Raw genomic sequence first — 23632 nt, forward strand, 5'->3', positions numbered from 1 at the left:
GGCAAGCGCCTCAAGTGAATAGCGTTTATCGCTAGTTTAGTCAGATTTTACTACTGCAGGTCGACTACTGGGAATCATAGTAGACACACGATTTCTCAGTATCGAAGAAGCTCGCTAGTGTTTGCGTTGACTTGATAAACACGAGCAAACGCAAGCCTAGCACCATGTCATCTCTTCCTTTTCCCCATCCTTATACGCTTTTGACGCTCAAAGATGTGGCGGCTCATCTCAAGATCAGCCTGCGCACCGTGCAGCGACTCGTGGATTCCGACGAGCTTCCCTCGGTGTACATTCGAGGTGCCAGGCGCGTGCGGGAAGGCGATCTGGCTAACTATATTGATGGGCTTTTTCGAAGCCGCTATGATGGGAATGGCGTGGGACTGGCTGTGCGTAGCCCCGATACGGGAGACAGCACATGGCCAAACGCAGAGACAAAGACGGTCTCTATAAGAGGGAAGACTCGCCCTACTGGTGGGCAAGCTACACGGACGCAAGCGGCAAGAGAGTTAGATGCTCTACTGGCACCCAAGACCGCAAAGAAGGGGAAGCGCTCCTAGCGAAGTGGAGACTGGGCGCGCATCAAGAGAGGCAATGGGATGCCCCCAAACCCGTGTTCTTTGAAGACGTGATGTTGATCTTCTTGAAGGCAACAGCCGAGGTCAAGCGCAGCCATCGGGACGACAAGATCCATGCCCGGCAGTTGACGATCAGTCTTGCTGGTGCCGACATGCGCACGCTGACGCCTCTAGCGATCCGGCAGCACATTCAGCGACGACAAGACAACGGGAAGACGAACGCGACGATCAACCGGGAACTCGCCTTGCTCTCAGCCGCGATCAACTACTACAACAAGGAGTACCTTGACTCGTTGCCGAATCCGACACGGGGGCGCAAGCTGAAAGAGCCTGAAGCCCGTATTCGGTGGCTGACTCGCGAGGAAGCGCAGCAGCTCATCGCGGCCGCCGGGCAAGAGGTGAAAGCGCAACAACATCTCCCGGATTTCATCCGGCTAGCACTGAACACGGGCTGCCGGGCCAACGAGATGTTGGGGTTGGAGTGGTCGCGAGTCGATATGCAGCAACGGCTGTTCTATCTCGCCGGGATGCACACGAAAGCAGGGAAGCGCAGAAGCGTCCCGCTGAATAACGAGGCTTACAAAGCGTTGCAGTCGCGTCTCGACTTCCGTGAACAACATTGCCCAAGCGCCCCTTGGGTGTTCTGCAACGAAGAAGGACAGCGCATTGCGAGTGTCAAGCGCAGCTTTAACACCGCATGCAGACGGGCGGGCATCGACGACTTTCGCATTCACGATCTTCGTCACACTTGTGCCGCCTGGCTCGTCAGCGCCGGGGTTCCGCTCCCAGAAGTCAAGGAGCTGCTCGGGCACAGCACTGTGATCATGACTGAGAAGTACGCGCATCTCGCTCCTGACAACGTGCGTCGAGCTGTTCAGAGGCTCGACTTCGAAGTCACGTTATAGTCACGCTGGGTAACGAGAAGCCCGCGAGATGCGCCTAAGTTCTTGATTTAATGGAGCTGGCGGACGGATTCGAACCCCCGACCTGCTGATTACAAATCAGCTGCTCTACCAACTGAGCTACGCCAGCGTAATGTGGGCCGAAGACGGTTTGGCGGACCGACGTCTTCGTAGGCGGGCGAGTATAGCCTTGAGGGCTTGTCTGCTCAACTGTCAGACAGAGGTCGGCGCCTGCAGACTCGTCCTTTACGGCGAGGAGCACTGGCCATAGTCTCAGGGGTCTGGAGCAACTTCCTGACTTGAGGATACCGCATGAGCCTCCTTCAACCCGCTCAGATCGCCTTTGACGATCCTGGGCTCGCCGCTCGACGCACTGAGCTGGTCGCGGCCTTGCGCGCCTTTTTGCCCGAGGACGCTGTGCTGCAGCAGCGGGAGGAGGTCCAGCCCTATGAGTGCGACGGGCTCTCGGCCTACCGGCAGCTTCCGCTGCTTGTCGTGCTGCCGCGCACAGTCGAAGAGGTGCAGCGGATTCTTCGGCTCTGCAACGAACGAGAGGTGCCGGTGGTAGCGCGTGGTGCCGGGACGGGACTCTCGGGCGGTGCACTGCCTCTGGGCGATGGCATCGTGTTGAGCCTGGCGCGTTTCAATCAGATCCTCGACCTAGACCCGGTGGCGAGGACGGCGCGCGTGCAGCCTGGTGTGCGCAACTTGGCGATCACGGAGGCGGCAATGGTGCACGGGCTCTACTATGCGCCCGATCCTTCCAGTCAGATCGCCTGCACCATTGGGGGGAATGTGGCCGAGAACTCGGGTGGCGTGCATTGCCTCAAGTATGGCCTCACGGTTCACAACGTCCTCTCCGTGACCTTCGTCACCATGCAGGGCGAGCTGGTGCAGCTCGGCTCCAACGCGCTCGATTCCGCCGGCTACGACTTGCTCGCGCTCTACATTGGCTCCGAAGGCATGCTTGGCGTGACGGTCGAGGTCACTGTCAAGCTGTTGCCTGTGCCTGAGCGGGCCCAAGCGCTGCTCGCGGCCTATGACGACGTCGAGAAGGCAGGGCAGGCGGTGGGAGAGATCATTGCGGCCGGCATCATCCCGGCAGGACTCGAGATGATGGACGGGCCTGCCATTCAGGCGGCTGAGGACTTCGTTCATGCCGGTTATCCCACGGACGCGGCGGCAATCCTACTCTGCGAGCTGGACGGGACGAATCAAGAGGTCTCGGAGCAGATCATGCAAGTGCGCGCGCTGCTGCTCGCGAGTGGCGCGACCGAGGTTCGGACGTCTCAGAACGATGCCGAGCGCATCCGCTTCTGGCAGGGCCGCAAGTCGGCCTTTCCAGCGGTCGGACGCATCTCTCCGGACTACTACTGCATGGACGGGACCATTCCTCGGCGCGCCCTGCCGGAGGTCCTGCGGCGCACGGCGGAGTTGTCGAAGGAGTACCACCTAGCCGTCGCCAATGTCTTTCACGCCGGTGACGGTAACATGCACCCACTCATCCTCTTCGACGCCAACAAGCCCGGCGAGCTGGAGCGCACCGAGGAGTTGGGTGGTCGCATCTTGGAGCTGTGCGTCGAGGTCGGCGGCACCATCACGGGTGAGCACGGCGTTGGTATCGAAAAGATCAACCAGATGTGTGTCCAGTTTTCCCCGGAGGAGCTGCGCCAGTTCCATGCCGTGAAGGAAGCGTTCGACCCCAAGTCCCTGCTCAATCCGGGCAAGGGCGTGCCCACACCCCGACGCTGCTCCGAGTACCGTCAGCTGCCGGATCGCGCGCATCGGCATTGATCCGGTCGAGCTCTGGTACCCGGCGGCACCCACACCTGGGTTGTGCCGGATTCGCCAGTGCTAGGTTGCAACGTCAGTCTTCAAGCTGCGGTGTCGACGCGGTTGGGGTTAGGATGTGGCGCGTCACATGCCCCTTTTGAGCCAGGCCCCGATGAATAGCCCCGACCGACTGATTAGCCCAGATGTTGCCTCCGACGACCAAGCCTTGGATCGCGCGATTCGCCCACGGCGACTGGAGGACTATGTGGGGCAGCCCGCGGTCCGCGAGCAGATGGAGATCTTCATCGGCGCTGCGCGGGCGCGCGGCGAGGCGCTGGATCATGTCCTGATCTTCGGCCCGCCCGGACTGGGGAAGACCACGCTCTCGCACATCATTGCCCATGAAATGCAGGTCAACCTGCGTCAGACCTCGGGTCCAGTCCTCGAGAAGCCGGGCGATCTCGCGGCACTGCTGACCAATCTGGATGCCGGCGACGTGCTCTTCGTCGACGAGATCCATCGCTTGAGCCCCGTGGTGGAGGAGGTCCTTTATCCGGCGATGGAGGACTTCCAGCTCGACATCATGATCGGTGAAGGGCCGGCCGCGCGCTCCATCAAGCTGGATATCCCATCCTTCACGCTGGTCGGTGCGACGACTCGGGCCGGCTTGCTCACATCTCCGCTGCGCGATCGGTTCGGGATCGTGCAGCGCCTCGAGTATTACTCGGCAGAGGATCTCACGCACATCGTGCGGCGTTCGGCCCAGATCCTCGCCATCGAGACCGAGCCGAGCGGTGCCGCCGAGATTGCGCGCCGCTCACGGGGCACGCCCCGCATCGCAAACCGGCTGTTGCGGCGGGTGCGCGACTACGCCCAGGTCAAGGCCAACGGCCGCATCACGGTGGAGGTCGCCGACAAGGCCCTGTCGATGCTGAAAGTCGATGCACGGGGCTTCGATCACATGGATCGGCGCTTGCTGGAGGCGGTGATCGAGAAGTTCGACGGCGGCCCCGTCGGGGTAGAGAGCCTGGCGGCAGCCATTGGCGAGGAGCGCGGGACCATCGAGGATGTGCTGGAGCCCTTCCTCATCCAGCAGGGCTACTTGATGCGAACACCGCGAGGTCGCATGGCAACCCAGTCGGCCTATCAGCATTTTGGGCTCAAGCGCCCCAGCTCGACGGCGAATGGTGCGACACCCGATCTCTTCGATACGGCAGGGGAGTGAACTCAACGTCCTTGAAGCCGGCTGCCGCACCATTCAGCAAGTGTCCATCAATTACCCATCGCAACGCGCAGATCGCCCTGCGGATCATTGCTGGTCAAGCGTAGATCGAACTTCTCTTGGAGGATCTTGAAGACGTTCGGGGTCACGAAGCCCGGCGGATTCGGGCCAAGCGTAATGCCCTTGACGCCGAGGCTCAGGAGCGTCAGCAGCACGGCGACGGCCTTCTGCTCGAACCAGCTGATCACCAAGGTCAGTGGTAGATCGTTCACACCACAGTTGAAGGCCTTGGCCAAGGCGACGGCGACTGCAATCGCGCCATAGGCGTCATTGCATTGCCCCATGTCCATGAGGCGCGGCAGTCCAAGGTGCTCGCCGTAGTCGTAATCGCGGATGCGGTACTTGCCGCATCCAAGGGTCAGGATGAAAGAGTCAGGCGGTGTGCTCTGCGCGTAGTCGCTGAAATAGTTGCGACCCTTTTCCGCGCCGTCGCAGCCGCCGATGACGAAGAAGTGACTGATGTTGCCCGCCTTGACGGCGTCCACGATGGTCTGGGCCTGATCCAGGAGGACGCTGCGGTGGAACCCGATTGTTGACTCGCCCACGAACTCGTCTTTGCAGGGCGCGCAGCGGCGTGCTTCTTCGATCACTGGCGTGAAGTCGTCGTCGAGCAGGCACTGGCTACCGGGAACCGCTGTCGCCCGCATCGTGAAGAGCCGGCCCTTGTAGCTCTCCGGCGGGATGAGCACGCAGTTGGTCGTGCCGACGACGGGACCAGGAAAGACGGCGAACTCCTTCTTCTGATTCTGCCAAGCCCCGCCGTAGTGACCCGCCAGGTTGGGATGCTCGCGCAGCTTCGGATACATGTGCGCGGGGAGCATCTCGCCGTGCGTGTAGACCTTGATGTCGGTCCCTTCCACCTGCTGGAGCAGGTTCCAAAGATCGACGAGATCATGCCCGGTGACCAAAATGCCAGGCCCGGCCTGGGTACCCTCCATGACCTTGGTGGGGGAGGGCTTGCCGAAGGTCTCGACATGGCCCTCGTCGAGCAGTTCCATCACGCGCAGATTCGCCTGCCCGCATTTGAGGCAATAGTCCAAGAGGCTCTCGGTGTCGAAGTTCACGTTCGTCATGGTGGCGAAGAGCGCCTCTTCGATGAAGGCAGAGACGTCTTCATCATGCTTGCCCATACGCCGCGCATGGTGGGCGTAGGCCGCCATGCCCTTGAGCCCATAGAGCAGAATCTCTTGGAGTGACTGGACATCGGCATCCTTCCCGCAAACGCCGGGAGAGTTGACGCAGGCAGTTTGATGGAAGGTTTGCTCACACTGATTGCAGAACATGGCGACCTCAGGGTTCGAATGGTTGGACTGTGAGGCAGGATCTCGCAGGAAGCCGCTCAGCCGTCCCTGCAGATCTCTGCGCTGGCGACAGTTTCGCGACGCGGCTTCAGCGCGGCCTTGACTGAGGTCAAGACCGAAAAAGCAGCGTCCGGAGCGCTCACCAGACGCCTTTCCCGTGACTCTCGCAGAGAGTTACCAGGTTGGTGGACGGGCTTTTGATTTAAAATCAAATGATTGTGATCTAAAAGTCATAAAACACACGAGGAAGAGTAGAGGCTTGTTCCCTCTTGGGCGCCTCACCCTGAAGCTGAGCGCCTAGCGTCTTGACCCGGCGTCGAGACCCTTTGTGCGCTTCGCGCGCCTTGCGCTTAAGCTGGTCCTTTTAGGTTAGAATCTTGTTCCAAGATCCAGTTTAAGCGACCTTTTTTCGTACCGAATACGCAACAAATCAAGCGATCCCTCGCGCGATACGAAGCCGCTCTCGAGGCAGTCAAATGCCCTTGCGTACGGCTTAGGGTGATGCCTGGACGGCCGCGAATCGACCGCTGGCTAGGCATTGGTCGTCAGTTGGATCGGTAGGGCGGACGCGCGAGCGCGAAGTCCCCCGAATCCCGCGCCGGCGTTGGTGGACTGCGCTGCGCTTGTCCACCCTAGAGAAGACGACTGGCCGAAAGGATGATCGACGCCGCTGGCCACAACCCTTGCGATCCGAAAAGAAGCCAAGATTTTGAAATCAGATTCGGAAACTGGAGCCGAGAGCGCGATAAATAAATATATAAAACATAATCTTAATATTTAAACCTGATTTATTTTCTAGAAGCCGGTCCGCGTTGGGATGAATCGACTCCTTGGTGACGGTGGCCAACTCCACAAGAGATTGAGATTTCCTGCGTTTCCTTTGTGGCTCAGCTGCGGCTTCCAGTTTGAACGGAGGCGATGCCTGGAGCCTTAAGCCCTTTTCCTCTTCCCTGTAGACAAGGAGCGCGCTCGCGCATGGAGCTAACCAACCAGATCATCCTCATCGGCGCCGCCGTGCTCTTCGTCAGCGTCCTCGCGAGTGTGGTGACGAGTCGACTCGGCGCACCCTTGCTGCTGGTCTTCCTGGTCATCGGCATGCTGCTCGGGGTCGACGGCCCCGGCGGAATCGCATTCCACGATGTCCAGCTCGCCCATCTGCTCGGCAGCTTGGCGCTTGCGCTCATCCTGTTCGATGGTGGCCTGGTGACACCCTACAAGGACTTCAGGGTAGGGCTTCGACCGGCACTCGGCCTGGCAACCATTGGCGTCGGCATCACAGCGGGCATTACCGGCCTCTTCGCGGCCTGGTGGCTTGGGTTCGGTTGGCTGGAAGGGCTGCTGCTCGGCGCCATCGTCGGATCGACGGACGCTGCTGCCGTCTTTTCGCTGCTGCGCTCGCAGGGGCTTGAACTCAAGCAGCGTGTCGGTGCGACACTGGAAATCGAGTCCGGTAGCAACGACCCCATGGCCGTCTTTCTGACCATTGTCCTCATCGAGCTGCTGCTCACCAGTGACGGCAATGCGGGGCTCGTCATCCTGCAGGCCTTCCTGCGTCAGATGGGTCTGGGTGCGCTCATTGGCATCGCCGGCGGCTTTGGTTTGGTCTGGCTGATAAACCGGCTCGAGATGTCGCCCGGCCTCTATCCGCTCGCCGCGATGGCAGGTGGACTCAGCCTCTTCGGCATCACAGCGGTGTTGGACGGCAGTGGCTTCTTGGCCATCTATCTGGCCGGCCTCGTCATCGGCAATCGGCCGCTGCAGCAGCGGGTCGAGATCAAGCGTTTTCATGACGGGATCGCCCGTCTGGCTCAGATCGGCATGTTCCTCATGCTCGGGCTACTGGTCGCACCCTCCGAGCTTCTGCCGGTGGCCGGCGATGCGCTCTTGATCGCGGCCGTCCTCATCCTGGTCGCGCGCCCGGCCGCGGTCTGGCTTTGCCTGCTGCCCTTCCGTTTCCCGTGGCGCGAGCAGCTCTTCGTCGGCTGGGTTGGCCTGCGCGGAGCGGTGCCCATCATCCTCGCGCTCTTTCCGCTGCTCGCCGGCTTCGACGCGGCGCAGACCTACTTCAACATTATCTTCTTCGTCGTCTTGATCTCTCTCTTGATCCAAGGCTGGACCCTGACCTGGCTTGCCCGCGTGCTGCAGTTGGAGGTTCCACCGACCACGCACCTGGTACAGCGGGTCGAGCTGGACATCCCCGGGCAGCGTGAACTCGAGCTGGTTGGCTATCGACTCGCCGAGAATGCGCCCATCATTACCGAGCGGCACACTGAGCCTCATCTGCCCAGTGACGCGCGGCTGGTGGCCCTGGTGCGTGACAAGCATCTCATGGAGAGTCTCAGCCCCCTCGATCCGAGGCCGGGCGACTACCTCTATCTGATCGCCGATCCTAAGCACCTCCCTGAACTGGACAGGCTTTTCGTGCCTGAGCCCGTTTCGGAGCACCTGTCGGAGCTTGCCTTCTTCGGTGAGTTTGTCCTCAACGGCGACGCCAAGCTTGGCGGCCTGTGCGCCGTCTATGGCATCGAGCTGCCGGAGCTAGAGCCGGAGCTAACGCTCGACGCGCTGATCCGACGGGGCCTCTATGCCCACCCGGTTGTCGGCGACCGCGTCCAGCTTGGGAGCATTGAGCTAGTCGTCAGAGATGTCCAAGACGACATCGTGACTCAGGTGGGCCTCAAACTACCGCACACGACCGAGCCGACGTCCAGCTGACATCATTCCCTAAGAGGCTGTCTGGAAATCATGGTAGAGGCCCCTAGGATCCTTGAGGGCGCAAAATGCTCGCAGATGACTCAAATTTCGATGAAGCGTCCGACCATCCAAGGCCGTCGGGATCGGGATCGGGATCGGGATCGAACCGACGATAGCGATTCCGATCCCGATAGCGATCCCGATGGCATGACTCGTCGGTCTGAGGCGAAGCCTCCCTAGGAGTTTCCAGACAGCTTCTAAGAAAGTGTCCATCAATTGTTTCCCGATGCGATCCGATGCCACCCGAAATCCCCCCTGGCCCCCCTTTGCGAAAGGGGGGAAGTTGTTGATGGACGCTTTCTAAGTCTCGAACGAGTTCTGCGTTCAGCGACGCGGCGGATGGTGGCTTTGGCATTCAAGCGTTTTCTCACAACCGACTGGTCCAGTCTTGAGACGGCGGCCCGAGAATAGGATCAAGATCATCACCTAAGCATCTGTTCCGAGAATGAGGTCGAGATCAAGCTGTCAATGATTGATTCATCCTATGACGATCTCGATCGAGATCTGTGTCGCCGCTAATTGTTGCGCAAGTGAAACAGTCCGCCGAACACGGCGCGAGGTCAAGATTATAGGTCATTGTTTTTAATAGAAACATTTTCGTGACAAATCAGAACATCAGGGAAATTCTGAGGTATATAAGGGACATCCAGTATCGACAGATGGCCTTGTTCGGGTCATCCTTAAGCCATGAGATGTTTCGCGAATCGGTTCAGGATCTGATTTAAGCGAAGGTTATTGCCGAGTTGCCCTATAGCCAGCCAGGTCAGCAATCGGGATAACCAACCAGTACCTCATTGAAATTAAGTCACTATTAAAGAGTTAAGCCCATGTCAGATGCTCCTTTCGATTTGGTCGATACCAAAGAAAGCTTTACGGATACAGACTGGTTCGAGACTTGCCGTAAGACTCAAACGCCTTATGTGGTCGTGCGCAGCGGTGAAGCCCGGGCCGACGTGCTTTGGGACTTCGTGACCCTGCCGCCGTCCTGCGACACCGCGCTCCGCGCCGACTTCGCCGCGCTGGAGCGAAACGCGCGCGCCATCTTCGAGCGCTTCGCCGTCGATGATTCCTATCTGCGGGTGAAGCCGACGATGATCTGCTTCGACCACCTGCCGGTCGATGACGCCAAGCGCGCCGCGCAGGAGCTTTACGGCCTCATCGCCTCCTACCTCCCGAGCCGCCAGCGCATCAGCCGCCGCCCGGGACCTGTCACCAAGTTCAAGGGGCAGAAAGTCCACGACATCAATCTCGGCAAACAGGCGCAAACTGCCATGGCGAAGCGCAGGCTTTGGGTCGAGAACAACGGCCTATCCGCCAGCGTTGCCTGATCTTCTCCCGCCTCCTGACCGGTGCCGCCTTATAGGTGGCATCGGCTAGTCGGCTCCCTGGCGCCTGCGTCCGGCGGCCGAGCATCCTTGCTCTAGCCCAGTCCTCCACTGCTGCCTTTTCAGTGCTCGAGGCGCACCTCCGAGTAGGCTCGAACAGCAAGCTTCGCCTGGTAGAAAGCCCGCATGAATGCACCATATGAAGGGCGTTTTGTTGCGCGCAAACACAAGATCTTGTGGTTCTGGGTCTTGGACTGGGCTTCATGATGCCCTACACTCTGACCCGTCGGCGCACTACCGATCAGCGCAGCAACCCCAACTCGAGGACATCAGCATGTTGAACTGGGACGACCCTCTCGCGGCCGCGGGCCGAAGCTCAAAGGGCCAGACAGCGAGCGAGCGAGTGCCGGATCATCTTTCCGGGCAGCCGGAACTCGAGTTCGGGGAAAGGGCTGCGTTATCGCCTAACCGGCTGCAGCCACACCTGACCCAGGAGCACGTCCGTCCCGGACAAGGCATTGTCGGCAACGCCTCTCTGATGGCAACCGCAGGGGCTGCGCCCGTGGTCGATCCAGACCCATTCGCTGCTTCGGATACGGCGCAGGACTCCCTGGCGTTTGAGGACACCTGCATGCCTGCGCCGTCTCCAAGGCCGAACGCGTCGGTTGCGCCTGGCGCTCAGGCGCCCATCGATGCCGTCGCGGGCGGAGCAACCGGCCTGGAAAGTCTCGAAATGGGTGCAGGTCGGGTGCGAGTCGATGACAAGAAGATCATCAACTGCCACGCCGACCTCAATCAGCTCGTCCCCTTCAAGTACGACTGGGCTTGGCAGAAATACCTCGACGCCTGCGCCAACCACTGGATGCCGCAAGAGATCAATATGAACGCGGACATCGCGCTCTGGAAGGATCCGAATGGTCTCACTGAGGACGAGCGCACCATCATCAAGCGCAATCTCGGCTTCTTTTCGACGGCGGACTCACTGGTTGCCAACAATCTCGTCCTCGCCGTTTATCGTCATATCACCAACCCAGAGTGCCGTCAGTATTTGCTGCGTCAGGCCTTCGAGGAGGCGCTCCACACCCACGCTTATCAGTATGTGGTCGAGAGTCTGGGGTTGGACGAGGGTGAGATCTTCAACATGTACCGCGAGGTGCCGTCCGTCGCGCGCAAGGCCGAGTGGGCATTGCCCTACACCCAGTTCCTGGCCGACCCGCATTTTGCCACGGGCACGCCGGAGAACGACCAGAAGCTTCTGCGCGAGCTGGTCGCCTTCTATGTCATCTTCGAGGGGATCTTCTTCTACGTCGGTTTCGTCCAAGTGCTGAGCATGGGCCGGCGCAACAAGATGACAGGCACCGCTGAGCAGTTCCAGTACATCCTGCGCGATGAATCCATGCACATGAATTTCGGCATCGATGTCATCAATCAGATCAAGGTCGAGAATCCACATCTGTGGACCTCCGCCTTCAAGCAGGAACTGGTCGATATGATTCGCGACGCCGTCGCCATGGAGTCCCAATATGCACACGACACCATGCCACGCGGCGTGCTGGGACTGAATGCGCCAATGTTCGAGGAGTATCTGCAATTCATCGCCAACCGGCGCTGCGCCCAGATCGGCTTGCCGGAGCAGTACCCTGGCGTTGGCAATCCCTTCCCCTGGATGTCAGAGGTGCTGGATCTGAAGAAGGAGAAGAACTTCTTCGAAACGCGAGTCACCGAATATCAGACTGGCGGGGCACTCAAGTGGGATTGAGCGGGCGATTCCTGCAAGGAGGCCCTCGACCGGACACGCCCTTTTTCAAGGCGGCCGCTTAAAGGCCGTTTGGCTTTGGGTCGTTGCGCTGTTTGGCGTCGATTATGGTTCCAGCCGGTCGCCTTCGCTCTCCCCACCTAGCCGGCTTTTGTTTAACCGTTACCGTTGAACAGCGGCGCAGCCGCTTGACTTCGTGGGAGCGTCGCCCCGCCGCGGCGGCCTTGCAAGGCCGCTACGACGGCTGTTCCATACTCCGGGGTGTCACAATCACGGCATGAGCCTTAGCTCCGCAGGACTTCTCTGGCCCCATGCGTCACCCGAGACTAATGATGCGGCACTATATTGGGGACGAGCAGCACGGGAATATGACTGTGTTGTATGACCTTGCGTGCCGTTGAGCCGACGGAAGACCGCCCCATGAGTGAGTGGGTGCAGGTTCCCATCACAATGAGTTCTGCGTTGCGTGCTTCCGCCGTCTTCATGATCTCCTCGGAGGGTAGGCCGCTCCCGACCTCCAACGCCTCAACGATGTCGGCCTCAATGTCCGCGGGCGCGGCATTCAGCTCATCTTCACAGAACTTGCTCAGCCGCTTGTGCATGGTCGCGAGGATGTCCTTCAAGGCATCTTGCTCGATTCGCCTAACGTCCATGTTCGGTAGATAGGCGCCAATCACTGCCCGGCCGGTATTCCCCAGAGGCTCGACGACGTGCAGCATGGTGATACGTGCTTTGCTGTACTGCGCCAGGGCGACGGCGTTGCGAAAGACCGGGCGCGTATAGCGGCCCAGGTCCGTCGCATAGAGGATGTGGCTGTAGGTCGGCATCATAGGTCAGTTGTAGCCCTGGAGTTTGTCAATGTATTCAGGCAGGAAGAGCGAGATCTGCGGGATGTAGGTAATCAACATCAGGAAGCCGAGGAGCAAGAGCATCCAAGGCAGCACTGACTTGATCACCCAGCCCATGCTCTCCCCGGTAATGCCGGCGGTCACGAAGAGGTTCAGACCGACTGGCGGCGTCAGCATGCCGATCTCCATATTCACCACCATGATGATACCGAGATGGATTGGATCAATGCCCAGCTGAGTCGCGATCGGGAAGAGGATGGGCGCCATGATCAGCAAGATTGCCGAGGGCTCCATGAAGTTCCCGGCCATCAGCAGCAGGATGTTGACGACGATGAGAAACATCCAGGGCGACAGGCCCCACTCGACGATGGCCTCGGCGATCTGGTGCGGGATGCGCTCTGTCGTCAGCACATGCGCGAAGAGCATGGCGTTGGCGATGATGAACAGCAGCATGATGGAGACCTTGGCGCCGTCCAGGACCACCTTGCGGACTTCGGGGTGCGTGAAGCTCCGAGGAATCGCGAGCGGGACCTGCCAGAGATTCCGAGTAAGAACGCCGCCAAGCCCTTCACCTTGCTTGCGCCAAGGCGTGTTCTTCAGCGGTCCCATGTCGCGATAGCCGATGACGGCGACCAGGAAGGCGTAGACGGCCGAGACCGCGGCGGCCTCCGTCGGGCTCGCGATGCCGCCGTAGATGGATCCCAGCACGATGACGATGAGCAGAATGCCGCCGGATGCGCTGAAAGCAGCGCTCAGGATCTCCCTGAAGCCTGGCCAAGGTTGTGACGGCAAGTTCTTGATCCGCGCCGTGATATAGATCGCGATCATCAGGAAGAGGCCCATCATGATCCCAGGAATGAAGCCGGCCATGAACATGCGCGCGGCGGAGACCTCGGTCGCAGCCGCGTAGACCAGCATGACGATGGACGGCGGGATGAGAATGCCCAGGGTCCCTGCGTTGGTGATGACACCGGCGGCGAAGGATTTGGGATAGCCGGACTTCACCATGCCGACGATGACGATGGTCCCGATGGCGGCCACGGTGGCCGGCGATGAGCCCGACACGGCGGCGAAGAGCATGCAGGCCAGCACGGAGGCCATGGCGAGCCCGCCGCGGATGTGTCCGACGACGCCCGTCGCAAAGCGAATCAGCCGTTTGGCGACGCCGCCCGTGGACAGGAAGGCGGACGAGAGAATGAAGAAGGGAATCGCGAGCAGGGTGTAGTGCGCCGAGAGCGCCTCGAAGAGCTTGAGCGCGATGGAGGCCAGCGAGTCGTTGGAGAAAATGAGAATGGTTACGATGCTGGAGAAGCCGAGCGCGATGGCGATCGGCATACCAATGAGCATGCAACCGAACAGCAGCAGGAAGAGGGTTGCGGTGGTCATTGGCCGGCCACCTCGCGCTTGAGTTCTTCGGCCAGATGCATGCTCTCCTTCGCCTCGTCGGTGCGCTGGAAGCCCGCGACCTTACCCGTTGCGACCTGCCACAAGAGCACGAGCAGTCGGATCGTCAGCATCACTAGCCCGATCAGGAGAATGCTGTGGGCGATCCAGGTTTGGACCTCGATGTCTTCCAGCTCGATCCCGATCATGTGCATCTTGCTGAGGTAGACCCAGGAGCCGTAGATGAAGAGGCCGCAGTAAGCGAGCGACAGGAGCACGGCAATGATGGTGATGAGGCGCTGGCCGAGTGGCGAGAGCAGTTGGACGAAGGCATCGACGCCGATATGTGCCCCGACCTTGAGGCCGTAGGAGACACCGAAGAGCACGAACCATGCGGAAAGATGCAGGGTCGCTTCCTGCCCCCAGCTCAGCCCGGTATTGAACACGAAGCGGAGAATGACCTCCCAGAATACCAAGAGGGTCATGGCCACCAGCAGCAGCGAGATGATGGCTTCCTCGGCCTTGTCGATGAGACGGAAAAACATAGGCAATGCCGCCTGTTTGTTAGCGTTATTAAGAAAGGGCGCGAACTCGGCAGGCCTGAGGTGCTCTCGGGGAATTCTTATACCTCGATGCCCTCGATGCCCTCGATGCCTCGGATGATCCTTGTCGTTGTAGGGGCGAATTCATTCGCCTTTACAGATCCTGCGGGTATCTCCTTTCCCGGAAATCGCCTGAGATGATCGTCCCGCTTGCGGGCGTTGATCATCGGACCGCCCAGTCGGTTGAGTCGGCACAGCGCATCCGTCATGCAAAGTGGCGTGCGAGCGGCGCCCCGCGGCGATCGCGCACCCGTCACCTCGGGGCGCCGCTCTCACCGACCTCACCTGATCTGGCTATCGAGCTTAGGATATCGGCGCAGGGTTTGTCGGCCAAGGTGCTCGCAAGCGCCGGCAATGCCGGTGCTTGCGCGCCTCATCAGTCCTGATTCGCCGCGTAGGCCGCGTCGATCAGCTCCGCGCCGATCTCCTTCTCGAACTTTTTCCACACCGGCTTCATCATCTGCACCCACTGGGCGCGCTCTTCCGGCGTCAGCTCGATGACCTCGGAGCGTTTGGATTCGATGATGAGCTGACGGTCCTCATCGGCTTTCGAGCGCGCAATCTCGTTGCCGTAGGCAACGGACTCGTCGAGCGCGGCCTTGAGCTCGGTGCGCACGTCATCCGGCAACCCGCTCCAGAACTCGGCCGAGGTCACGACCAGATAGTCGAGCAGGCCGTGATTGGACTCGGTGATATAGGGCTGTACTTCGAAGAACTTCTTCGAGTAGATGTTCGACCAGGTATTCTCCTGACCGTCGATCGCCTTGGTCTGGAGCAGCGTGAAGACCTCGGAGAAGGGTTTCTTGAGCGGGGTGGCGCCGACGGCCTCGAACTGAGCCTCGAGGACATCGGACGACATGATGCGGAACTTGAGGCCCGAGGCGTCTTCAGGCACGCGCAGCGGTTTGCTGGAGCTGAGCTGCTTCATGCCGTTGTGAAGATAGCCAAGACCGATGAGTCCCTTCTTTTTCATCGACTCCATCATGGCCTGACCCTTGTCGCTCTGCTGGAAGCGGTCGACGGCGTCCAGGTCCTCGAAGAGGAATGGCAGGTCGTAGAGTGCAAGTTCGTCGGTGTAACGGCTGAACTTCGAGAGCGCGGGGGCAGCGAGCTGAACGTCGCCCAGTTGCATCGCCTCGAGGACCTTGTCATCGCCGAACAACTGCGAGTTCGGATAGACCTCGACCACGACCTTGTCGCCCATGCGCTCCGCGACCAGCTCCTTGAACTTGTTCGCTGCGAGCCCTTTGGGTGTGTTCTCCGCGACCACATGGGAGAACTTGATGACGATGGGGTCCGCGGCGCTGGCGATGCCGGTGGCAAGCACTGAGGCGGCGGTTGCCGCCAGCGTGAGTGCGGCTAGGGTGCGTTTCATTCTTGTCTCCTCGCGAAAATGTGTGGTGATTCGCCGATCCGGCTGGATCGGAGCACAGTAGGCAAGGTATGGGCCATTGGTGGAATAGCGTGCTATGTGATTGAGTAAAAAGTATTTCTTGCAGGCTTGCAGTCACTCTGTGTGAGAGCTATGGGTGGAAAGCTACCCATTCCGAGCCCTGCTGCGGTACGGTAATCCGCCCATTCCTTGTCGAGCTTCATCCGCTGCCGGCCAGGGCAGCGCGAGGCCGGGAGTCGGGTAGCCGGGTGACGTTACCGTCACCCGGACCGGGGAGCCGAGTCGTCGCATGACAGAGGTATTGTGGCACCGCCGACAAACCAGGCGGCAAACTGAGCACACAGGGGACGAGCACAAAGGGGACGGATTTATTCGCAACAAACCAGATTTCGGGTCAGAATGCGGGGTCGGTTCGATATTCGAGGTCTCTTGGAAGAGACCAATTGGAAAATGGATTCACCCCCTTTTTTTGCTGATCGCTGATCGCATGCAATGGATGACGCAATCAATTTGCCGATCCCAGATAACGCAATGGCCGGAGTCAGCTCGCTGGCGTTGCCTGCTCCAGATCCTGTTCTGGAGCGCGCTGATCTTCGCGGGTTACTGGTTGGCGAATCTGTTGGCCGCTGTCTTCGAGGTCAACCATTACATCAGCGCCATCTATTTTCCGCCCGCTGTGACGGTGGCGGTGTCCATGATGCTCGGCGCGGGCTATTGGCCGGTGATGTATCTGGCCATCGCGAGCATGGCGGTCGTGATCTATGGCCTACCGTTCGCGGGATTGGGTTACCTTGAGGTGCTACGAGAGCTGGTTGTCTATGGGCTCACCGGGCTCGCCCTACGACCCGCCTGGATGGCCAAGGATCGACGCCCGACACTGAACAACACGTCCCGATTCATCGGTATCGCCTTCCTGGCCAGCCTCGTCTCGACCCTCCTCGTGCCCTATACGCTGCCGGAACCCCTGTTAGAGGATGGAGAGCGCCTGCTCGCCTTCCTCGGTGGGGATTTCGCGGGCATCATGATTGGCGTACCCCTGATCCTGCTGCTGCGCCGTCTGGTGCTGTTGCTCTTCGGTCGGGTGACGCTGGAAGCGGATTGGAGGCTGGTCGCGGTCGGGAGCCTCCATGGCTTGGTCTCCTGCGCGCTGGCGGTCTTCGTCGCCTGGCTGCCGACCGCGCTGGGCGTCGAGACACGCATGCTCGCGCTCCTCATGGTCGTCCCGATCATCCTAACGGGGCTGTCGAGCGGCATCCTGATCGGCCTGATGGCGGCCATCCTGTCGAGCCTCGTCTACTTGGCGGCGGATCATCAGTGGAGCAGTCAACCCATCACGGCGATCGAGATTCAGATGATCTTCACCATTTCGGCCGCAGCGGCACTGCTGTCGGGCGCGGCTCAGAGTGACCGGCTCCATGAATGGGAGAAGGGGAATTTCGACGCACTGACCGGTCTGCCGAACCGCCGGATGCTGAGCGACCGGATGGAGCGCGAGTGGCTGCGCGCGCAGCGCAATGGGGGCCGCATGGGCATCCTCTACATCGACCTAGACCGCTTCAAGCAGGTGAACGACACACTCGGGCATGACGCGGGCGATCAACTGCTGGTCGAGGCGGCCGAGCGGATCCGACAGTGTGTGCGCGCATCGGACACGGTCGCGCGGATCGGTGGCGATGAATTCCTCGTGCTGCTCTCTGATCTGGCCGATGCAGCGAGCGCGGATCATGTTGCCACGAAGATCCGCCGCGCCGTCGCCATCCCCTTTGCCTTGGGCCAGGCACGCGCCCCGGCCCAGGTGTCGGCGAGCATCGGCATTGCCATCTACCCCGATCACGGCGCGGACCCCGAACTCCTGAAGCTCTACGCCGACGCGGCCATGTATCAGAAGAAGATCGGAGAGCGGGAGCAGGCGGACGGCGTTGATGCGGCGCCGGAATCGTCTCCTAACGCGATGGGGGCAGTGAGTTTGAGGGGGGAAGGTAGGAGTTGACATCGGCAAGCCTGGACTGGCGCGCCGTCTTGGTCCGTAGGATTTAGGGTCAGGTGATTTCCGGGAAACAACAGACCCGCAGTTCCGGATCCCGTAGGATGGGCAAAGCCCTGACGATGAGCTTCTTTCGGAGTGCCGAGGGTCGAGGGGCGTGCCCATCATCCCAGCTCAGCGCTTTGCAGGATGGGCACGTCCGTCCAGCGCCGAGGTGACGCTCAAGCCCCGAGTGCGGACTTTGCCCATCCTACCGCCCCGCACCTTTTGGGTAAGGTCATTTCCGGAGTTCGCCTCAGGTCTCGTATTGTAAGAAAGCGCTCATCAATTGTTTCCCGATGCGAGCGATCCCGCCCGAAATCCCCCCTGGCCCCCCTTTGCGAAAGGGGGGAAGTTGTTGCTGGCCACTTTCTAACGATCAGGCCGGCCGGTCGTCTTTTGTCGGCTGGACATGACCGCGTTGAGCGGAGCCGAAGAGGGCAGCTCAGAGGCTGTCTGGAAATCATCGTAGAGGCCCCTAGGATCCTTGAGGGCGCAAAATGCTCGCAGATGAGTCAAATTTCGATGAAGCGTCCGACCATCCAAGGCCGTCGGGATCGGGATCGGGATCGGGATCGGGATCGGGATCGGGATCGAACCGACGATAGCGATTCCGATCCCGATTGCGATCCCGATGGCATGACTCGTCGGTCTGAGGCGAAGCCTCCCTAGGAGTTTCCAGACAGCTTCTCAGTCCACCAACGGCGAAGCGGGATTCGGTGGACTTCGCTCTTGCTGGTCCACTGGACGGTTTGATGATCGAGGTCTTGCTGCGCCTTGAGCGGAGGGGGGTGGTGAGTTGTTGCCTGACTGGCAACACTGACCGCAGGAGAGTGTTGACCTGGCCAACAGGTTCCCCGCTGGAAGATTGGCTCGACTGACCCTGGAATTACCCGCTATTGCTTTAAAATTAGCTCATTACGCTTTTCTTGTCGGAGACGAATCTTGGCTGGCACAGAAACCGCATACCTCACCATCGTGGTACGACGATGAGAGCCAAGTGCTGTCATTCGATGTCTTAGAACTCACTACGAATAGGTGGACGCAATGGCAATTCAAATCAAAGATCAGGCGCATGAGACCAAGCTCGATGAGAAGGAGATGCAAACGACTGTCGGTGGGGCAGATCGTTCTCGCTTAGGCGTGAGCGGTGCAAGCTACCTGAAGGGTGACGCCTTGGCTGCAACCAATGCCAGCCCTTCAGGCTTCGTCTCCCGAGATGCTGGGGCGATGGCGCCAGAGTCGACAACCACACTCAGCTGTATCGACACTGACGAAGGCACCTTGTGGGGCTGCGCAAAGCTGACGTCCTAGCGCTTGCCCGAGGTTCGCCGCTGGGGGGCGGCTCCGGCGCCCCCAGCGGCCCATGCTTGATCCGAAGACGAGGCGCGCGACTGCGGTGACTGAAATGCTGACCCCAAACCAGCTCATACCCTATCTGACTCACCGCAGGCTTCTTAATCCCGCGGCGGTATTCGGGGATGGCTTTCAAATCGAATACTCAGGCCGCCGCAATCACATTCTTCATTTGAGAAGTCACGAGGAGACGGCGTTCTTCGTGAAGCAGAGCCGAAGGTTCTCCGAAGACGTCGGCTCTCTGGCCAACGAGGCGAAAACTTACGCCGCTTTCGGGACATTGACAGACGCGTGCGTGCGTCGATATCTGCCGCGCTCCTTCGGTTACGATCAATCGAATCAGGTCCTTGTGCTCGAATCGGTCCCCCACTCGGAAGACCTCTTGCAATATCACACACGCATCGGACGTTTCCCGAAAAGCGTGGCAAGGGAAACGGGGCGGGCGCTCGGAGTGCTGCACGAGGAAACCAGATGCTGGCTGAGCATCGAGCGGCCCGCCGGGCTTCTCAATGCGCCTCTGCCATTCGTCTTTCAGCTCTCCCATCCGCCGACCGACATCTTCGTGAATGTCAGCGCGGCTGGACTCAAGCTCATCAAGATCCTTCAGGAGGATCCTCGGTTCGCCGAGGCGATGGGCAGATGTGCAGAGGATTGGCGCATCGAAACGCTGATCCACGGGGATATCAGGCTGCGCAACCTACTGATGCACCGCCATGGCAGAAAAGGGGCTTTTAAGGGCATTAAGCTGGTCGATTGGGAGTTCGCCAGCCTGGGAGATCCGCGCTGGGACGTTGGCGCACTCTTCAGCAGCTATCTCTCCCTGTGGGCGACTTCGATACCCATTGTTCGAAACGACCAGCCTGACCTTCTCATCCATATGGCGCGATTTCCACTCGAGCGCATCATGCCGGCAACTGAGGCCTTCTGGAGCGGTTATCGGGAGACACGCAGCTGGGATGCCCGGGAAGAGGGGCTGTGGCTTACACAAACGCTGCGTATCGCGGCGCTGCATCTGGTCCATACAGCCTACGAAATGGCGCAACGGGTCAATGAGCTGACCTCAGACATCGTGGCGCTGGTGCAAATCGCCGCCAACATGCTCGATCGTCCGGAGCGCGCGATCCCGGATCTGTTGGGCATCGAACTTAAAGGCGAAGGCTAGGCGCCATGTCGGTCTATCGCGAGAGCCTTCACACGGCGGTCGACGCCGTTCGACTGGAATCCGGCCTGGCATTCTCCTGGTTAGGGACGCGCTCGTCGTCTTCGCTGCGCGGTTTGCCGAAGCTCGTCGACGAGGCATCGGCGCACGCATTGCTGCTCCGCCAACTGCAGCAAAGGCTCTACCTTTCGTTTTTCTGCTCGGGCGGCGTCAGACCCGCACAGGACGGCGAGCATGTGATGCTTCCCGATGTCCGCAAAGATGCGGATTTCGTAAACACCTTATCGGAGGCCAATAGCGGGCGCGGCAGCTGGAGAAAAGGACATGAACTCCATGGCTCATCGGAGCGCTATGCCATCCTTTCCTATAAGGGGCTGATGCTGCGCGCAGGCGAGGGGAAATTCAGGCTTGTTTCGAGTGACTCGCCCAGGGAATCTCCAGGGGTGGAGCTACTCTTCCCGAAGGAGCAGTTGGGTATCTCACCTGGATACTACATGGCGCACAGTGATACGGAGTTCTTGTGTCGCAGCCCGGCGGAGATCCTGCGGCTCTACTGGAACCTGGCTGGCGAGACGTCGGCGCACCTCATGGCCAGCGTTACCGAAAGACTCAATGGGCTGCGGCTTCCCTTCGAGCTGAAGGTCATGCACCCTGCCTTGGATTCCCAACGCTGCGACCGGGCAGTGCTCTACTTGCATAAGGCCGATTTCGGGCGGGCGTCAGCCGAACTCGGGGCGATCTATGCTGCCGTGGCGCCGGGGCTCAGGCAAGGTGTGCCGGCCTTCGTCAAGCGCCTGGCCCCCGGGCTGGGACTGGCGGAGAACCCTGAGGCGGGAGGCAGCTTTGGGAAGCATCGTGCCCTGATCCTCGCGCAGGGCATACTCGCGGCAAGGCACCGCGACAAGTCTGAGCGTCTGTCCGCGATCGAAGCTCACTTCGAGCAAAGAGGGATCGATCTCGAGCGCCCCTACATCAATGCCGGCTCGCGCGACGAATATGCCTTGCCATCGGCCGGGCTTGCCACGTCTGCTTTGCCTCCATGCTCCGTGGCGAGGAAAGAGGCGGATTTCCAGACTGCTGAATCTGCGCTGGAGATTGCGGGGGAGATTGCGCTTGGTCTCTCGCGAGAGGCCCTGTGGCATCGCGGTCACTGCACCTGGGTCGCCCCCGAGCCGGCCTCGACACAGGGCGAGGACATGCTTTACACGACCCTCAATGCGACCCTCTACCGAGGCAACACTGGTGTCGCGATCTTTCTTGCAGAGGCGGCACAGTTAGTGGACGACCCCGTATTGCGCCAGACGTCGCTCGGCGCGATGCGCAGAGCCTTGAGGATCGTCCGCGAAGATCCGAACGCCAAGAATTTCGGTCTCTATTCCGGTGTTCTGGGCGTCGCCATGTGCGCCGCGCGGATCGGGGTCTTACTCGACGAGCCGGGATTGATCACAGAGGCGCGGCGATTGGTGTGTGGGGCGAAAGGCCTGGGCGATGCGAACGGGGAATTCGACATCATCGGCGGAGCGGCAGGGGGCATTCTTGCGCTGATTGTGATCGATGCGCTGACCGCGGATGCCCTGTCCCTGGATCTTGCCACGGAGCTTGGGCACTGGCTCTGCGGGACTGCAGAGTATACTGAGAACGCCTGCTCCTGGAAGTCGCCGACCGTGCAGGCGCAGAACAACCTGACGGGATATTCCCATGGTACCGCCGGCGTAGCCCATGCCCTTGCCGAACTCTTTGTCAGAACGGGAGAGCGGTGCTTCGCGGACATCGCCCGCGCAGCGCTGGAATACGAGCGGAGCTGGTTCGACATCGACCTAAAAAACTGGCCGGACTTCCGCTTGGGCGCAGGCCGATCCCGCTCGGGAAAAGCGGCAGGAACGCCGAGACACTACTGTTCCACTTGGTGCCACGGTGCCCCCGGGATCGCCTTGTCGCGTGTGCATGCCTATGCGCTCTTGGGTGATCAGTCTTCGAAAGCAGAGGCGGTCGATGCGCTGACGACCACGCGCGCATCGGTTCAGAAGTCGCTCGCATCCGAGACTGGAAGCCTCTGTCTCTGTCATGGCTTACTCGGAAATGCGGACATACTCCATAGCCTTGCCGGAACACTCGAAGACGCGCGTGAGATCAACCAGCATGTCGCCGCTAGCGCCATTCGCGATGCCGGTCGATCGGTTAGGAAGGGCCTGCACAACAAGGGGCAAGCGGACGGCGACCCAGGGCCGGGTTTGATGGTCGGCCGGGCAGGAATCGGCTACGCCTTTCTGCGCTTCGCAAACCCCGGCACACCCTCGCTCCTGGCTGTGAACCCCCGAGATTTCTCAGCCTGTTGAGGATCCCGCGCCGATGTCCGGTCGCGAAAGTCCGGATAACCCTTGAACTCCCCTCCGCAGATGCTTCCCTCGCGAAAGCAGAAGCGGTCGCTTCCGCAGGGACCGGCTAGGATTGGTGCAGGGGCGGAAGGTTGACGGGGTAGGCTCGGGATACGTGTAATTTCTTATCACTATGGCTGTGGGTCGTCGACGACGATGGGCAGGGTCCACAGGTGCAGCGCCGGAGGCAAGTCCTCCATATCCAAAGAGTAGTGTCCGAAGCGACGGAGATGCTCGCGCAGATAGGGGCTGAGGCACGCGATCAGCTCCCGCGTGACTGGCAGACCCGCCTCGACCATGTCCGACAGCACGGTCGTCAAGTCGACGACGTTGTGCAGCATGATGGCGTTGGCGATCAGGTCCATGTACTTGACCTGCTTGACCTGCTTGACCTGCCTGACCTGCTTGAGCTGCTCAACGGGATCGCCGCTCTTGAGCACGGGTCCGCCGAAGCCGATCCAGTCGAGGAAGTCGTTGTAAGACTCGATCTTGGTGGTCTCGGCGCGAATGCTCTGACGGAGATCCCCATCGGAGACGAAACGCAGCAGGAAGAGCGTCCGTGCCACGCGTCCAAGCTCGCGGAAGGCCCGATAGAGCCGGTTCTGGCGGCTGTGACGACCGAACTTGCGCAGCAGCATCGAAGGCAGCACCAAGCCAGCTTGGATCGACAGGACCACCTGCATCATGTCCGGCCAGTGGGTCTCGATGAGCGTCCAATCCACACGCTTGGTGAAGAGTGCGTCGAGGTGTCGGATGGTCGAGCAGGCCATCGAGGACATGGCGTTGCGTCTCGCTCAAGGCGGCATCGATCCCGGCATAGAGCTG

At 60.4% G+C, this 23632-nt stretch carries 16 protein-coding genes, 1 tRNA gene and 1 pseudogene; 11 read left to right on the forward strand and 7 right to left on the reverse strand.

Annotated elements, in window-relative coordinates; all coding sequences use genetic code 11:
- Positions 1-164 precede the first annotated feature (164 nt).
- Both G3480_RS29435 and G3480_RS06225 read left to right on the forward strand, forming a co-directional pair.
- Positions 165-329 (forward strand): annotated as a pseudogene (locus G3480_RS29435) (helix-turn-helix domain-containing protein); the annotation flags it as partial.
- Between the two features lie 86 nt (positions 330-415).
- Positions 416-1480: a tyrosine-type recombinase/integrase gene (locus G3480_RS06225; protein WP_164652810.1), complete on the forward strand. Its 1065-nt coding sequence runs from the start codon at positions 416-418 to the stop codon at positions 1478-1480.
- Positions 1481-1531: 51 nt separating this feature from the next.
- Here the strand turns inward: G3480_RS06225 and G3480_RS06230 are convergent.
- Positions 1532-1607, reverse strand: a tRNA-Thr gene (locus G3480_RS06230).
- 182 nt (positions 1608-1789) lie between these two features.
- Here G3480_RS06230 and G3480_RS06235 point away from each other — a divergent pair.
- The gene (locus G3480_RS06235; RefSeq protein ID WP_164652811.1) at positions 1790-3271 is read left to right on the forward strand and encodes an FAD-linked oxidase C-terminal domain-containing protein; all 1482 of its coding nucleotides are present in this window, start codon (positions 1790-1792) and stop codon (positions 3269-3271) included.
- A gap of 151 nt (positions 3272-3422) precedes the next feature.
- Positions 3423-4475 carry a Holliday junction branch migration DNA helicase RuvB gene (gene ruvB, locus G3480_RS06240; protein ID WP_164652812.1) on the forward strand — a complete coding sequence of 351 codons (1053 nt, stop codon included), beginning with the start codon at positions 3423-3425 and terminating at the stop codon, positions 4473-4475.
- Between the two features lie 47 nt (positions 4476-4522).
- Here the strand turns inward: ruvB and hcp are convergent, their stop codons facing one another.
- Positions 4523-5815 carry a hydroxylamine reductase gene (gene hcp, locus G3480_RS06245; RefSeq protein WP_164652813.1) on the reverse strand — a complete coding sequence of 431 codons (1293 nt, stop codon included), beginning with the start codon at positions 5813-5815 and terminating at the stop codon, positions 4523-4525.
- Positions 5816-6808: 993 nt separating this feature from the next.
- Here hcp and G3480_RS06250 point away from each other — a divergent pair.
- From G3480_RS06250 to G3480_RS06260, 3 genes are all read left to right on the forward strand, one after another.
- Positions 6809-8548: a potassium/proton antiporter gene (locus G3480_RS06250; protein WP_164652814.1), complete on the forward strand. Its 1740-nt coding sequence runs from the start codon at positions 6809-6811 to the stop codon at positions 8546-8548.
- A gap of 866 nt (positions 8549-9414) precedes the next feature.
- Positions 9415-9915 carry a hypothetical protein gene (locus tag G3480_RS06255; RefSeq protein ID WP_164652815.1) on the forward strand — a complete coding sequence of 167 codons (501 nt, stop codon included), beginning with the start codon at positions 9415-9417 and terminating at the stop codon, positions 9913-9915.
- Positions 9916-10246: 331 nt separating this feature from the next.
- Positions 10247-11671 carry a ribonucleotide-diphosphate reductase subunit beta gene (locus G3480_RS06260; protein ID WP_164652816.1) on the forward strand — a complete coding sequence of 475 codons (1425 nt, stop codon included), beginning with the start codon at positions 10247-10249 and terminating at the stop codon, positions 11669-11671.
- A 323-nt stretch (positions 11672-11994) separates the two neighbouring features.
- Here G3480_RS06260 and G3480_RS06265 read toward each other — a convergent pair whose 3' ends face one another.
- The 4 genes from G3480_RS06265 to G3480_RS06280 form a co-directional block, all read right to left on the reverse strand.
- Positions 11995-12498, reverse strand: a complete 504-nt coding sequence (locus G3480_RS06265) for a universal stress protein (protein ID WP_164652817.1) — start codon at positions 12496-12498, stop codon at positions 11995-11997.
- 3 nt (positions 12499-12501) lie between these two features.
- A complete protein-coding gene (locus tag G3480_RS06270) occupies positions 12502-13902 on the reverse strand; it encodes a TRAP transporter large permease (RefSeq protein WP_164652818.1) in 1401 nt (466 codons plus the stop codon).
- Complete coding sequence (locus G3480_RS06275; RefSeq protein WP_164652820.1) at positions 13899-14444, reverse strand: TRAP transporter small permease; 546 nt, start codon at positions 14442-14444, stop codon at positions 13899-13901. Before G3480_RS06275 ends, G3480_RS06270 begins: the two co-directional genes overlap by 4 nt.
- A 433-nt stretch (positions 14445-14877) precedes the next feature.
- On the reverse strand, positions 14878-15876 hold the full coding sequence (locus G3480_RS06280) for a TRAP transporter substrate-binding protein (protein ID WP_164652822.1): 999 nt from the start codon (positions 15874-15876) through the stop codon (positions 14878-14880).
- Between the two features lie 514 nt (positions 15877-16390).
- Here G3480_RS06280 and G3480_RS06285 point away from each other — a divergent pair.
- The 4 genes from G3480_RS06285 (at position 16391) to G3480_RS06305 (ending at position 22768) form a co-directional block, all read left to right on the forward strand.
- Positions 16391-17884 (forward strand): GGDEF domain-containing protein, encoded by a 1494-nt coding sequence (locus tag G3480_RS06285; RefSeq protein ID WP_164652824.1) that lies wholly within the window; start codon positions 16391-16393, stop codon positions 17882-17884.
- Positions 17885-18964: 1080 nt separating this feature from the next.
- Complete coding sequence (locus tag G3480_RS06295) at positions 18965-19231, forward strand: hypothetical protein (RefSeq protein WP_164652825.1); 267 nt, start codon at positions 18965-18967, stop codon at positions 19229-19231.
- A 52-nt stretch (positions 19232-19283) separates the two neighbouring features.
- Positions 19284-20435, forward strand: coding sequence for a phosphotransferase (locus tag G3480_RS06300; protein ID WP_164652827.1), 1152 nt, complete (start codon positions 19284-19286; stop codon positions 20433-20435).
- 5 nt (positions 20436-20440) lie between these two features.
- Complete coding sequence (locus G3480_RS06305) at positions 20441-22768, forward strand: lanthionine synthetase LanC family protein (protein ID WP_164652829.1); 2328 nt, start codon at positions 20441-20443, stop codon at positions 22766-22768.
- Positions 22769-22938: 170 nt separating this feature from the next.
- Here G3480_RS06305 and G3480_RS06310 read toward each other — a convergent pair whose 3' ends face one another.
- Positions 22939-23586, reverse strand: coding sequence for a Tn3 family transposase (locus G3480_RS06310; RefSeq protein ID WP_206171519.1), 648 nt, complete (start codon positions 23584-23586; stop codon positions 22939-22941).
- Between the last annotated feature and the right edge of the window lie 46 nt (positions 23587-23632).

The organism is Thiorhodococcus mannitoliphagus, assembly GCF_010915725.1.
Lineage (GTDB): Bacteria > Pseudomonadota > Gammaproteobacteria > Chromatiales > Chromatiaceae > Thiorhodococcus > Thiorhodococcus mannitoliphagus.